Raw genomic sequence first — 14,230 nt, 5'->3', positions numbered from 1 at the left:
TTTATACCTCCTCCTGTGATGCCACGATTTCACGATACTCAGAAGATTGACTAAGCAATGTATTATGTGTACCCTGGGCCACGATTTTTCCTTGATCCATGACGAGGATATGCTCTGCTTGTTGAATCGAACGGATACGTTGAGAAATAATGATGACCGTTGTGTTAAGGGAAGTTTGTAGTGCTTGGCGCAAGTTTAGATCCGTCTGATAATCAAGTGCACTCAAGGAGTCATCTAAGATCAATAAGGCAGGTTTGGCGATCAATGCACGAGCAATCGTCAACCGTTGTTTTTGTCCCCCGGAAAAGTTTTTCCCATTCTCCATGACTCTTGTGTCTAAACCTTTGGGTAATTGGCGAACAAAATCCTCTGCTTGGGCAATTGCCAAAGCTTCCCAACACTCTGCGTCTGTCGCGTCAGGTTTTCCCCACTGAAGGTTTTCCCGAATGGTACCGGTGAATAAGACAGCCGTTTGTGGTACTTGCGAAATCTGACTTCGTAATGTATCTAACGGCCAGTCACGAACGTCTTGTTCATCAAATAGCACAGAGCCTTCACTAACATCATAAAAACGTGGAATCAATTGTGTCAATGTGGTCTTCCCGCTTCCGGTCGGACCAATGATTCCTAAGACAGTTTGGCGTTTCAAAGTGAAATTGATTCCTTGTAATGACAGACCAGATTCTGGCGTATAACGAAAATCTACGTCTTTAAATTGTAGAATTGTTTCAGAATCCATGACTGGTTCACTAGGAGTCTCAGCATCTGTAATGGTATTTTCGGTATCTAAGACTTCTTTAACCCGCTGAGCAGAAGCTTCTGCACGAGTGAAAATCACGACAAGATTGGAAACGACGATCAAGGCTAATAACATTTGGTTCATATAATTGATCAATGCTAAAACTTGTCCTTGTTGTAAGGAACCGATATTTACCTTGACCCCGCCGACAGTCAATAGACAAATGATCCCAACATTCATGATCAATGTCGTTGCCGGAGAGAGCAAAGCGGAGATATTGGAAACACGTAAATAATTTTTTGCTAAGTCATCCGTGTTTTCATCAAATGTTTCGATTTCTTTATTGGTACGTGAAAATGCTCGGATCACACGAACCCCGCTTAAGTTTTGGCTAACAGTCTCATTTAGACCATCCAACTTTTCTTGGACTTTTTGATAGAGGGGGATCGTCTTACGGATAATAAAGTATAAAATGACTGAAAAAACAGGTAATAGAGCTAAGAAGAATAGCCCGACTTGCCAGTCGATCACAAAAGCCATCACTACTGATCCAATACTTAAAAAAGGTGCTCGGATCAATAAACGGATAACCATTGCGAGTGCAAGTTGTAGCTGATTGATATCATTGGTCATCCGCGTGATCAATGTATCCGTCCCAAAATGATTTAATTCACTATGGGAGAAAGAGTTGATTTTTTTGATGAGTTGGTTTCTAAGTTCTGTTCCAAACCCTTGAGAGGCAATGGATGAGTAATATTGACAAATAATGGCACAGATCAATCCAATCACCGACATGACGATCATCCAGATACCCATGTTGATAATTACTTCACGATTGTTCATTTTTAGCCCATTATCGATCAGCGAAGCCATCAGTAAAGGTAAAATCAATTCAAAGACTGCTTCTAAAAATTTAAATACAGGACCTAGGATGATTTGTTTTCGATAGTCTTTCGCATAGCGCAATAACTGAATCATAAAAATTTCCTCCTAAAAACAAGTTACCCAATATTGTTCGAACGTCTATCGGCAAAAAACAACCGATTTATGATAAATAGATATCCTTAAAGCAACAAAAATATCTTGCAGCGAGAAATCTAACGATGATATAACTAGGTACTCTCATATTGTAGCTTATGAAATTTAGAATGAAAAGAGAACAAGCCTTTTCATAATTCGCACATTTTAGTAAAACTTAAGAAATCACACCATAACGCTTAACGCATTGTCGCTCTTGCAACTCCTATAATTGAATAAACCATAGAAAAAAATAACCACAAAAAAGCACCATCTAAAAAAATTGACAAACAACTCTCGTAGATGGTGACTTATTTTCCTTGGCTAAAGATTCCTGCCTCGGTCTCTTTCGGTTATTAATAATTTTTATTTTTGTAAGTCAGCTAAAACTGTCTCACCTTTAACATCGACATCAATGACATTATAGAACCCATTTTTAGTATCAGCGACATCCCAAACAGCTAAGATCACATGATAACCTAAACGGTCATTGGGAATATTGATCGAATGTGTCGGATTAGTAGAAGCTAGTTGTCCATTATTGCCTACTTCACCAATGAATTCCAAGTCGTCTCTTGTCAACACATCATTTTGATTCCAACCGGCTTTTGTCATGTAGTAATGCCATTTTGTTGTTGAATGGTTGGCAGTGAATGTCCAAGTAAAATCATTTGCACCAGCTGTCAGTTGTTGTTTTGTCCACAATGAGGCTGTTTGTTGATCCAATAAGAAATCACCTACCGCACCATTTGCAGAAGCGATTTGACCATCTTCAGGTCCAGCAGCTGGGAATCCTTTTGGTGCTTCAAGAGATTGTGGCTCATTAATAACAGCTCCGTATTTTTTGAATGCAGCATTCCAGTCTGTATTTTTGTCAAGGCTTCCTTGGTATCCACGACTTGCTGGTTCAGAAACGTAACCATGAGCAGCAACCTCAACAGAAGTAAGCGTGCTTGCTCCGATACCTGCTAAAATGAATCCTAAACCAATTAATGTACTCTTTTTCATAATAATTCCTCCGATATTTTTACTTTATGCAATGTACGATTGTCATCATAACGGATATATTATTAATGTGAAAAATATGTATGTTATTGCAACAAAAAAATTTCGTTTATCGCGAGTGTTATTAGAAATTATACTATTTAGTCATTTTTTAGGTGGAACGCAAATGTTCGCTGGAGAAAGAATTGCCACTGAAGGAGTCGCGTTTGCACAGTATAGAAAGGGGAGACATGGAGACAAAACAAGTAATAAAAGAATCTATTGAGAGGAATTGTAGAGAACGAATCAGAAAATCAAGGAAGCAACGTTATGCACCAACACAGGCAGTAGGCTAGTACGCCCGTGTAGGTGATCCATATGACTGGGCAGGATCTGCTGACTTTAGTAATCGGTACCCCTGAAAGGAATACACGAAGACGAATTTCTTTAATGCGTTGCATTTCTGATAGTTCTTTGATCGATAATCGTCTGACTACATAATGTGTGAATGAACTATTTAGAAAGTCTCGTATCAAGTACGCTATTCCAGTGGAACCTATCGAATCAATCGAGAATAAATAGAGAGACTTAAAAACCGTGTATCTTCTCATTTGGAAGTGAGGAGATACACAGTTATTTTAGACAGGATTCACTTGGCGTTGTGGAGAGAGGCAATCGCACGTACTTTTGACAACGACTTTTGTGTGGTGATCATTGTGCGAAAATTCACATAGTTCAGCAGAAAATTTTTCTTTTAGATTGATCATGTAGTCTTTACTCGTAGAAAGATCTAACCATTCAAAAAACGCAATACCCGTTTCCACTTCTTTTAAAGCTGTTTTTTGTCCATCAGCTAGTTTATCTAAAGCAGCAAATACTTTGTAATGTGCAAGATCGAGTGTTTGTTTGTGTGTTGTCGCGATTTTTTTTAATTGGGCTAGAAATAATTTGCGTAATGTGGTTGATTCACGGTTAAAAGAAAGACGTACACCATTCAAAATAAAGTTAGAAAGGAGTTCAGAATAATAGGTATTATCTAGGTAGGATTTCATCTTTATGACACTATTTTGGAACGAATAGGCAATATATTCATCATCAAAAATAAATAAACAATTCGAAAAAATAGTCAATTCAAAGTGCCCCCATGTATCAATCTTTTCAAGATACTTCTTTATAACACTGATTTCTTCTTTCATTGATGCGGTAAAAGAACTACTATACAGATAATTTGAAATCAATTTTCTCTGGGCATAGATCAAACGATAATAAATGTTTCCTGTTTTTTCAAATTCGTTGAGCAATTCTTGTTCTTGAGCAGATGTAATGGTTTTTGAAGTGATTAAATAATTCGTTAATTTTTGTTTATTAGACAACGAATTACTATTCAACAAAAATTGATATTCTTCAAGTGTGATATTCATCCGATCAAGGTAGTTCACTATTAGTTCAAAGCCGATTTTTGTTCCCCGTGATTCGAAAGCTGCTAAGGTTCCTCTTTGTGAGATACCTGAAGTTAGTTGTTCTTGTGTCAATCCACGATCTTTTCTTAATTTTCGAATTAGAGCAGCATGTTCTGTCATGTTCATTTCCTCCAGAAGCTGTTTTTTGTACATGGCTATAATAGCATAATGTAGTTATGTGGATGTTATGTTTTCATATATGCGCCCTTTTGTTAAAAAAGTGCGATTTTTTTGTTTGGAAAGTTATTTTGTTGCAATACCAAACAAAAAAAATTTTGAAGGATAAGATATGTTTTAATCTGTTCTGTAATACAAATTTAGGAGGGAAAAAATGAATAAGAAAAGTTTATTATTCTCAGTTGGTCTTTTAGGTTGTTTGATTGGAGGCGGAACAGATGTGTTTGCAGCAGACGCAGCAGATACGATGCCAGATATCTCAAATCGCCAAGTTTCAGTAGGTTATTATCATAATTGGGTGCCTGAACAAGGTGCGGGTTACCAAGGTGGCCGTCCGGCAGATACTGATTTGGCAAAAGTAAATCCTTTTTATAATGTGATTGCTGTGTCATTCATGAAAGGAGAAGGTATCCCAACATTCAAACCTTACAATATGTCAGATGCTGAATTTAGACAAAAAGTAGCCACTTTGAATGCTGAAAATCGTGTGGTCATTATTTCACTTGGTGGTGCAGATTCTCATATTGAATTACATAAAGGGGATGAACAAGCCTTTGCCGATGAAATCATCCGTTTGGTTGAAGTTTATGGATTTGATGGCTTAGATATCGATTTAGAACAAACCGCAGTAGATGCAGGCGATAATAAAACAGTGATTCCAGATGCTTTGAAGATTGTCCGTGCGCATTTTGAGAAAGAACAAAAACATTTTATTATCTCAATGGCGCCAGAGTTTCCGTACTTAAGAACACAAGGTAAATATGTACCATACATTACTGCTTTAGAACAAGAATATGACTTTATTGCACCACAGTTATACAACCAAGCAGGTGACGGTATCAGTGTTGGAACTGAATGGATCGCTCAAAATAATGACAGCAAAAAATTTGAGTTCTTATATGGAATTTCAAAAGCTTTAAACGAAGGAAGCGGTGGGTTTATCCAAATCCCAGCGAATCGCTTAGCTTTAGGTATTCCAGCAAACGTGGATGCTGCAGCAAATGGTTTTGTAAAAGAACCATCGAAAGTTTACGATGTATTCGAACAAATGGAAAAAGATCAAACACCGTTAAAAGGTTTGATGACTTGGAGTATCAACTGGGATGAAGGAAGAAACTCAGCTGGAGTAGAGTACAATGAATCATTTGCGAAGTCTTATCAGGATCTATTCCAAGAAAAAACACCTGATACAGAAAAACCATCACAACCAACAAATCTAGCAGGCACAGCCACACATTCAACTGTTGCTTTATCATGGACAAAATCAACAGATGATCGTGGCGTAGCAGGTTATTACATTTATCGTGATGGCGAACAAATTGGCAGAGCAACAAATAATACTTATACAGACACAAAATTGACTGCCAGCACAGAATACACTTATACAGTGAAAGCATTTGATGCAGCTGGTAACGTTTCAGAAGAAAGTAAAGTATTAGTGATCTCTACATTAGAAGAGCCACCAGCAGACTTAGAAGCTCCATCAGTACCATTGAACATTACGGCTTCATCAATTAGTGACAAGAGTGTTGCTTTATCATGGACACAATCAACAGATAACGTGGGTGTAGTAGGTTACTATGTTTACCGTGATGGTGAGCAAGTAGGAGAAACAGAAACAAATAGATTTAGTGACGCAGGATTAACAGCTAATACGGAGTATTCTTATACAGTAAAAGCATTTGACGAAGCGGGCAACATTTCAGAAGAAAGCAAAGCATTAGTTGTGACAACGGCGGATGCACCATCAGTAGAAGCATGGGATGCAGATACAATTTATGATTTAGGTGATGTCGTGACACACAAAGGAAACACATATCGTGCAAAATGGTGGACACGAGGCAATGAGCCTGGAGCTGAACCATGGGGACCTTGGGAATTGATTGGCTAATCGATCCATACCCGTTTTTATTAATGAAGCAATCGTTGATGCTGAATCAATCAACGAATAATTGATTTGCTCAGTATTGTTAAGATTTTCGTGTATGTATAACGAGAATCTTAGCAACTGGGGGAAACGCATGATAAAAATTCAATTATTTTTTATGCTTGTATAACAGAACATGAAAAAAACATATATTATAACAACTATTATAAAAATTCCAAGTCCTCTTTTTAGAGGGCTTTTTTTATTTTATAAGAAACATAATTGTTTTGTTATAATAGTGCTATGTATAAAAAAATCATCGAGAAAGAATTACGGTAAATAGAAGAGATGGACACAGTGACAGCTGATTTTTAGAAAAATAAATAAAAAAACGAAAATCGCTTATTGAACGACGATCTTCGTATTTTTATTCTTGAGATTTTTGTCTATTCTTGAAAATTGGACTTACATTGGTGGAGTAACTGACCACATAAGATACACCTCCTTTTGTTCAACTGTTGATAAATAGACTATATCATTGGAATAGACCAAATAAACATCTTGTATGGTATTGCAACATTATAATTTCTATTTAAGTTAGATCAAGAAATAAAATGGCTGAATAAAATGTTTCTGGCGTCATTTGACCTTTCACACATCTAAACTGTATAAAGGAGGGGAACAAAAGTAGCCACTTCGAAACACTTCTATCTCGACCTCTTCTTAAACAAAAGCTAAAAACAATGAAAATAAGTCCAGTATTTTGTTAATCTATACTATAATAGAAACTAACTATGAATTTTGGAGGAATTTCCATGAAACAAAAAATTGCAGTATTAGGCCCTGGCTCTTGGGGAACTGCTTTAGCTCAAACCTTAGCAGAAAATGGACATGACGTCCGTATCTGGGGGAATGTTCCAGAACAAATCACAGAAATCAATACGTATCATACAAATAAACACTATTTACCTGAATTACATTTACCAGAATCGATCATCGGTTACACAAAATTGGCTGAAGCTGTCAAAGAGGTAGATGCAGTATTATTTGTCGTACCGACGAAAGCAATCCGTGCTGTAGCACAAGAATTGCTACAACATTTAACGACAAAACCAGTGATCATCCATGCAAGTAAAGGATTAGAACAAGACACGCATAAGCGGATCTCAGAAGTGATTGCTGAAGAAATCCCAGAAGAAAAACGGCAATCCATCGTTGTTTTGTCGGGACCTAGTCATGCAGAGGAAGTGGCAGTTCACGATATCACAACGATCACTGCTGCAAGTGTTGATCAAAAAGCAGCTACTTATGTCCAAGCAATATTTATGAATGATTATTTCCGAATCTATACAAATAATGATGTGATCGGTGTGGAAACAGGTGCAGCATTAAAGAATATCATTGCAATCGGTGCCGGTGCGATCCACGGTCTTGGTTTTGGTGACAATGCGAAAGCGGCGATCATGACAAGAGGATTAGCTGAAATCAGTCGTCTCGGTGTAGCAATGGGTGCGAACCCTTTGACCTTTATTGGATTGAGCGGTGTCGGTGATCTGATCGTCACTTGTACCAGTGTCCATTCACGTAATTGGCGCGCGGGGCATATGCTAGGTGAAGGACAGAAATTAGACCAAATCTTAGAGAATATGGGGATGATCGTGGAGGGTGTATCGACAACAAAAGCGGCGGTTGAGCTTGCTGAGCAACTAGGTGTAGAGATGCCCATCACTCAAACAATCTATCAGGTCCTGTATCAAGGGAAGGATATCAAACAAGCAGCAAAAGAAATTATGTTGCGTGATGGCAAGATGGAAAACGAATTTCAGTAAATCAACAGAATGGAGTATATAAATACGCATATGGAGAATAAAACCGTAAGAAAAGCAGTCATTCCTGCAGCAGGTCTAGGTACACGTTTTTTACCTGCTACAAAGGCAATGGCAAAAGAAATGTTACCGATCGTTGATAAACCAACGATCCAATTTATCGTAGAGGAAGCTTTAGCTTCGGGGATCGAAGATATTTTGATCGTTACCGGAAAAGAAAAACGACCGATTGAAGACCATTTTGATTCGAATATCGAATTAGAATTGAATCTACAAGAAAAAAATAAAATTGACTTGCTAAAATTAGTCGAAGAAACAACAAATGTCAATCTCCACTTTATCCGTCAGTCCCATCCTTTAGGATTAGGTCATGCGGTATTGCAAGCGAAAACTTTTGTTGGAGATGAACCATTCATCGTTATGCTTGGGGATGATTTGATGGACGATGAGATTCCCCTGACAAAACAATTGATTTTAGATTACGAGAAAACAAAAGGTTCGACTGTAGCAGTCATGAAAATTCCTCATGAAGACACGTCAAAATATGGGATCATCGATCCAGAAGCAAAAGAATCTGAAGGTTTGTATGAAGTGAAACGATTCGTCGAAAAACCAACACCTGAACAAGCTCCGAGTGATTTAGCGATTATTGGACGCTACTTATTGACACCAGAAATTTTTGAATTATTAGAAACACAAAAACCTGGAGCTGGAAATGAGGTTCAATTGACGGATGCTATTGATGAATTAAATAAAAAGCAACCCGTATATGCGAGAGAATTCAAAGGCTCTAGATATGATGTCGGTGATAAATTTGGTTATCTAAAAACAAGTATCGAATATGGTTTAGGTCATCCTGAAATCAGCGAGCAGCTGAAACAATACCTCATTGATCTAAGTCATTCTCTGGACTAAAAACTTAACAATTAGAGAAATAAAAACTTGAGAAAAGAATAGTAAATGAGGTGTATTGCTTACATGGGGATTCTAATCAACATTGCACAAACGTTTCTTGATGGATTGAAATGGTTGATGGAGGGAAATAATTGGCTGTTTTTACTGCCAGTATTATTTATTAGTTTGTTTACGATGTTTTATATGGTCAGAATAAAAGAAACCTTTTTGATTTTTATTTGGTACTTAGCAACAGTGGCAATCGGTAGTTTGATCATCGTTCTTTTGTGGGGAGATCAACAGGCATTTCTTTTTGCGGCAGCATTTCTTTTGCTGTATCTTTTTGCTTATATCCCATATCTACTCAAAAGATTTCATGTCGTCAAAAAAGGCAAACATGCGGCTTCTCCGAACCGCTTAAAGGATGTCTCAGAAAGACGGACAAGGTCTGACCGCTGATATTTTGATACTTGCACTTGTTTCGCACTTTCCTTACAATAGATGCAGATAGAAATAACTAAAAAAAAGGCTCCTTGATAGTTAGCGGCAACTAACTATCAAGGAATGACCAGTCACACGTATATACCCTGACCGATCATTTTGCCATAGTCGATGCAGCGCACCGACCGCATTTATTGTACCTGATTTAAGGAAGCTTTTCTACCTTATGAATCTAAAAAGCGGAGGAAGCGAGGCAGTTTATTTACTATGTCAAAACAGATGTATATTCAAGCGAGAAGTTTGTTTAATCCGTTTTAAAGACTTGCTTTTAGCGATACATCGTTCCTATCTTTTACACTGAAGGCGAAGAACATCAAGATGCTGCTACATCAAATCTTTTGCTTGATTGTAATGAATAAGTGGTTAAGGTAAAGATGAGACTGAGCAATTGCTTCGTCTTATCTTTTTGTATTTTTCTTTTTGATAGTTGTCTCTATTCTGAAATAGCAGAAGAAGAGGAGAAAAGAATGAGCTTACCCTATTTAGATTATTGTCAAAAACTTGAACAAAAATTAAGGATCGAGGAACCCTTGATGGAACAAGCGGGACGTTGGGTCGCTACACAGATTCATCGAGGAGGATGCTTACATATTTTTGCTAGCCGTACCTTACAAGGCATTGCCTATGAATTTTGGCAACAATGTCCAAAAATCTTGCCAACTCAGTTGATTGAACATCCCGCAGCGGGGATTTATGAGTCGCTGGAAGGAACTGGACAAGCAATCATTGAACAAATCAATGCGCAACCCGAAGATATTTTTCTTCTCTTATCAAATGAAGGTAGAAATCCTGCAATCATTGAACTGGCGGAATGGGTCAAAGAACAAGGGTACCTATTGATCGTGATCACCGGATTTGATCTATCCCGAAGTATCAAGTCAAGACATAGTAGTGGTTTGCGCTTATATGAATATGCAGATCTAGTATTAGATAACTATGCAACGATAGATGATGCCGTCCTTAGGGTTCCTAAGTTTGAGCCAGCTATATGTGGTGCGGCTTCCTTAGCCACCTTAATCCTATTACAGCAGATTGTTTATTTTTCAGTGTATTATTTGTTGGAGAGTCACTAAAGCGAAAAGGTTAAGAGTCCGAAAAAGAGACAAGAAAGAATCATGAAGATTCTTTCTTGTCTCTTTATACACGTTGATGAAAGAGTCTTCCCCAAAACTCTTTACACTCCAATTATAGTACATTTGTTATGAATATTGCAATGAAGATACCTAATGAAAATAAAAAGACAGGAAGAGCGAGGTAGAAATTCAATCAAAAACATCGGTTCAAATAGGAAAGGACCGAGGAAAAGATGTATAAATATTTGTGAATAACTGAAAAAATCTTTGTTTATACGTAATTATAAATGAAAATAAATAGTCGTAAATAGCGACATTGTAAAAATAAAAAAAGAATTTTAATCCATTTTTATAGGTTATATGGCTTTGAAAACAGCATTTTTATTAAAATATGTCTTGAGGATAACTAAAATCAATAGATTTTTTTAATTGTTTATTCATGTGGTATAGAACATTTTACTGTATAATCTATTTGCTTATTCATTATTGACAAAAACGTAGCAAGAAAGGAAGAACGAGTTTTGAAGAGAAAAAAATCTTCAGTAAAGAAAAAACGAGACTTTACCAAAATGACGACCCCGCATACGTATGTCATTATTTTTGGTGTAGTTGTACTTGCCTGGTTATTAACATTTATCGTACCAGCTGGGAGATTCAGTACGCAAGATATAGAATACAAAGATGCGAATGGAGAAACCAGTACCAGAACAGTATTACGCCAAGATTCGTTTCGTTATGCTTATGAATTAGATAAGGCTTTTGTATTTGATCAACTGGAAGAATTACAAAATGATCCAAAAGAAAGAGAAAAGTTAGCTGTTCCTGAAGAAGGATTAGAAGAAGTCTTGGCAGCTGGTGAGAAAAACTTGACCCAGGAGAAACTAGATGAAATCTCACTGACAGATGATGTTTTATACGATCAATATGGTGAAGACATCTATGACACCTCAAAGAAATTGCATAAAACAGCAAAACTATGGGGGACCGATGATTTCGGTGGTTTCGGTTTTTTAAACTTCGTTTTTGAAGGTCTAGTATCAGGTGATAAATATGGTTCAGCAGTCGGGATCGCTGCACTTATTTTAGTCGTGGGTGGTGCATTCGGAATCATCATGCGAACGGGTGCCATCGATGCAGGTATTTATGCTTTTATCAATAAAACACGTGGTCTAGAACGTTTAGCTTTACCGCTCTTATTCTTTGCTTTTTCATTTGGAGGCGCAACGTTCGGTATGGCTGAAGAAGTCATTCCATTCTCAATGGTCATGGTACCTTTTGTGATTGCCTTAGGCTATGATTCAATCGTCGCCGTCACAGTTACCTATGTGGCTTCACAAGTCGGGAATGCCACGTCATGGATGAGTCCGTTCAGTGTCGCCGTTGCTCAAGGGATCGCAGGTATTCCAGTCTTATCAGGCGCCACCTTCCGATTGATCATGTGGGTAGTCGTGACTGCGTTATCGGCTGGTTACTTAATGATCTATGGAGAAAAAGTTCGGAAGAATCCGGAAAGTTCATTAACGTATAAATCTGACGAATACTTCCGTAACCATTTGAAGAAAACCTCTGATGAACAAAAACCCTTTACACTAGGCCATAAATTGATTTTAGGCGAGATGTTGATCGTTTTAGTTTGGATCGTTTGGGGAGTCACACAAAAAGGCTATTATATCCCAGAAATCGCCTCTCAATTTTTTGTTATGGGATTAGTTGCAGGGATTATTGCTGTTTTATTCAAATTGGACGGTATGACGGTCAATGACATTGCCTCTTCTTTCCAATCTGGAGCAGCTGATCTAGCTGGAACAGCAATCGTTGTTGGGATGGCAAAAGGAATCTTACTTGTATTAGGTGGATCAGATGCTTCTGTACCTTCTGCGCTTAATACGATCTTACATGGTATTGGAACAGCACTGACTGGTGTGCCGGCAGTTATCGGCGCATGGGCGATGTACGTGTTTCAAAGTTTGTTCAACCTAGTCGTCACTTCAAATTCTGGACAAGCGGCATTGACGATGCCAATCATGGCACCGTTAGCTGATTTAGTTGGTGTCTCTCGTCAAGTGGCTGTATTAGCTTATCAATTAGGTTCAGGATTCATGGATGCGTTCACGCCAGTTTCTGCTAGCTTGATCGGTGTCTTAGGTGTAGCACGGATCGAATGGGCAAAATGGGCACGATTCCAAATCAAAATGCAAGGATTCTTCTTTGTTTTAGGAACGATCTTCATTATGATTGCGATCGCGATCGGACTTCAATAAACCAAATAAGAACTGATTTATAGCAATCAAAGAAGTTATGCTAACCGATACGTAACTCTGAGGCAATAAGCGAGGAATCCCGAAAGTATCTTCATATTTTTGGATTTTCTCGCTTATTTCCGAAAGAGCGATGGATTGCTTATTAAACAACCTTTTGAGTATTTTAAAAGGTACAGATTATTTATAAAGGAGAAAATCAGGTATGAAACTCATTCGACAAATCGATGTCTATGCACCAGAATATCTTGGTAAGAAGGACGTATTAGTGGCAGGAAATAAGATCGTTGCCTTGGAAAATCAACTATCTGGCGGTTACGAAGAATTGATCGTAGAAGAAATTTCAGGAGAAGGAAAACTCTTGACCCCAGGTTTTATTGACGCACATTTCCATATTTTAGGTGGCGGCGGCGAAGGTGGCTATCATAATCGCACGCCAGAAGTCACACTTAGTCAATTAACGACAGCAGGAGTGACAACAGTCGTAGGTTGTATCGGGACAGATGGCGAGGGTCGAGATATGACTGCTTTGATCAGTAAAGCAAGAGGGCTAGAGGCAGAAGGATTGACTACGTACGTTTACGTGGGTTCTTATCGGTTGCCGGTCAAAACGGTGACTGATTCATTGATCAAAGATTTTCTTACCATTGATAAGATCATTGGGATCGGAGAAATCGCTGTCTCTGATCATCGCTCTTCTCAGCCAACATTCGACGAGTTTGCTCGGGCAGTGGCGGATGCTCGTGTTGGTGGCATGTTATCAGGTAAAGCAGGGATCGTGAATGTCCATTTAGGTGGCGGAAGTAGAAAATTGGAACTATTGAATCGTGTGGTTGAAGAAACAGAAATCCCTATTACTCAGTTTTATCCGACGCATGCGAATCGGACAACTGAATTATTAGCTGAATGTATCGAATTTGCAAAAAAAGGTGGAACGATCGATTTCACTGCAAGTGAAGATCCTGATTTTTGGGAAAAGACCGATGGTGAAGTTCGTTTCAGTAAAGCATTGAAGCAGTTATTGGAAGCACAAGTCTCTCTTGATAACTTTACCTTGACCTCCGATGGACAAGGTAGTCTCCCATATTTTGACCAAGAGAACCATTTTATCGGTATGGGCGTCGGTAGTGCGAAATCTTTACTGGTGGGCATCAAAGAAGCCGTTCAAAAAGAAGCCATTCCTTTAGAGATTGCCTTACGAGCTGTGACTTCCAATCCTGCAAGAGTCCTTAAACTGGACCAAAAGGGAAGAATCGCTGTTGGTAAAGATGCAGATCTTTGTCTACTTGATAAAGAAACCTTAGAAATCGATACGGTGATCGCTAATGGCACCATCATGGTCCAAGAAAAACAAGTGAAAGTTTGGGGAACATTTGAGCAAACGATTGCAACGAGCTGAATGTTGAGATAAGCATACTGTTTGTTTGTTTTTAT

The 14,230-nt window shown here is 38.1% G+C and carries 10 protein-coding genes; 7 read left to right on the top strand and 3 right to left on the bottom strand.

The features are described from left to right. Position 1: 1 nt before the first annotated feature. The 3 genes from P3R27_RS10135 to P3R27_RS10125 form a co-directional block, all read right to left on the bottom strand. On the bottom strand, positions 2 to 1,717 hold the full coding sequence (locus P3R27_RS10135; RefSeq protein WP_126133948.1) for an ABC transporter ATP-binding protein: 1,716 nt from the start codon (positions 1,715 to 1,717) through the stop codon (positions 2 to 4). A 405-nt stretch (positions 1,718 to 2,122) separates the two neighbouring features. Further along, positions 2,123 to 2,764, bottom strand: a complete 642-nt coding sequence (locus P3R27_RS10130; protein WP_126133949.1) for a lytic polysaccharide monooxygenase auxiliary activity family 9 protein — start codon at positions 2,762 to 2,764, stop codon at positions 2,123 to 2,125. A 614-nt stretch (positions 2,765 to 3,378) separates the two neighbouring features. Continuing rightward, a complete protein-coding gene (locus P3R27_RS10125; RefSeq protein ID WP_126133950.1) occupies positions 3,379 to 4,320 on the bottom strand; it encodes a helix-turn-helix domain-containing protein in 942 nt (313 codons plus the stop codon). A gap of 211 nt (positions 4,321 to 4,531) precedes the next feature. Between P3R27_RS10125 and P3R27_RS10120 the strand changes: the two genes are divergently transcribed. From P3R27_RS10120 to iadA, 7 genes are all read left to right on the top strand, one after another. Then, positions 4,532 to 6,268 carry a fibronectin type III domain-containing protein gene (locus tag P3R27_RS10120; RefSeq protein WP_034688869.1) on the top strand — a complete coding sequence of 579 codons (1,737 nt, stop codon included), beginning with the start codon at positions 4,532 to 4,534 and terminating at the stop codon, positions 6,266 to 6,268. A 791-nt stretch (positions 6,269 to 7,059) separates the two neighbouring features. Continuing rightward, the gene (locus tag P3R27_RS10115; protein WP_126133951.1) at positions 7,060 to 8,073 is read left to right on the top strand and encodes an NAD(P)H-dependent glycerol-3-phosphate dehydrogenase; all 1,014 of its coding nucleotides are present in this window, start codon (positions 7,060 to 7,062) and stop codon (positions 8,071 to 8,073) included. 30 nt (positions 8,074 to 8,103) lie between these two features. Further along, on the top strand, positions 8,104 to 8,985 hold the full coding sequence (gene galU, locus P3R27_RS10110) for a UTP--glucose-1-phosphate uridylyltransferase GalU (RefSeq protein WP_034688864.1): 882 nt from the start codon (positions 8,104 to 8,106) through the stop codon (positions 8,983 to 8,985). Positions 8,986 to 9,048: 63 nt separating this feature from the next. After that, on the top strand, positions 9,049 to 9,423 hold the full coding sequence (locus P3R27_RS10105; RefSeq protein ID WP_034688861.1) for a hypothetical protein: 375 nt from the start codon (positions 9,049 to 9,051) through the stop codon (positions 9,421 to 9,423). A gap of 509 nt (positions 9,424 to 9,932) precedes the next feature. Then, positions 9,933 to 10,538 carry an SIS domain-containing protein gene (locus P3R27_RS10100; RefSeq protein ID WP_034688860.1) on the top strand — a complete coding sequence of 202 codons (606 nt, stop codon included), beginning with the start codon at positions 9,933 to 9,935 and terminating at the stop codon, positions 10,536 to 10,538. Positions 10,539 to 11,059: 521 nt separating this feature from the next. Further along, on the top strand, positions 11,060 to 12,799 hold the full coding sequence (gene yfcC, locus P3R27_RS10095; RefSeq protein WP_034688859.1) for a putative basic amino acid antiporter YfcC: 1,740 nt from the start codon (positions 11,060 to 11,062) through the stop codon (positions 12,797 to 12,799). Positions 12,800 to 13,001: 202 nt separating this feature from the next. Further along, a complete protein-coding gene (iadA, locus tag P3R27_RS10090; protein ID WP_126133953.1) occupies positions 13,002 to 14,195 on the top strand; it encodes a beta-aspartyl-peptidase in 1,194 nt (397 codons plus the stop codon). Positions 14,196 to 14,230 lie beyond the last annotated feature (35 nt).

The sequence above is a fragment of the Enterococcus spodopteracolus genome (assembly GCF_030441955.1).
Taxonomy (GTDB): domain Bacteria; phylum Bacillota; class Bacilli; order Lactobacillales; family Enterococcaceae; genus Enterococcus_B; species Enterococcus_B spodopteracolus.
The sequence above is the reverse complement of the archived record's forward strand: the minus strand, read 5'-3'. Positions and strand labels throughout refer to the sequence as shown.

Excerpts from the sequence above, each read along its gene's own strand:
- P3R27_RS10135 (WP_126133948.1), bottom strand. The coding sequence starts at position 1,717 with ATGATTCAGTTATTGCGCTATGCGAAAGACTATCGAAAACAAATCATC.
- P3R27_RS10130 (WP_126133949.1), bottom strand. The coding sequence starts at position 2,764 with ATGAAAAAGAGTACATTAATTGGTTTAGGATTCATTTTAGCAGGTATC.
- P3R27_RS10125 (WP_126133950.1), bottom strand. The coding sequence starts at position 4,320 with ATGACAGAACATGCTGCTCTAATTCGAAAATTAAGAAAAGATCGTGGA.
- P3R27_RS10120 (WP_034688869.1), top strand. The coding sequence starts at position 4,532 with ATGAATAAGAAAAGTTTATTATTCTCAGTTGGTCTTTTAGGTTGTTTG.
- P3R27_RS10115 (WP_126133951.1), top strand. The coding sequence starts at position 7,060 with ATGAAACAAAAAATTGCAGTATTAGGCCCTGGCTCTTGGGGAACTGCT.
- galU (WP_034688864.1), top strand. The coding sequence starts at position 8,104 with ATGGAGAATAAAACCGTAAGAAAAGCAGTCATTCCTGCAGCAGGTCTA.
- P3R27_RS10105 (WP_034688861.1), top strand. The coding sequence starts at position 9,049 with ATGGGGATTCTAATCAACATTGCACAAACGTTTCTTGATGGATTGAAA.
- P3R27_RS10100 (WP_034688860.1), top strand. The coding sequence starts at position 9,933 with ATGAGCTTACCCTATTTAGATTATTGTCAAAAACTTGAACAAAAATTA.
- iadA (WP_126133953.1), top strand. The coding sequence starts at position 13,002 with ATGAAACTCATTCGACAAATCGATGTCTATGCACCAGAATATCTTGGT.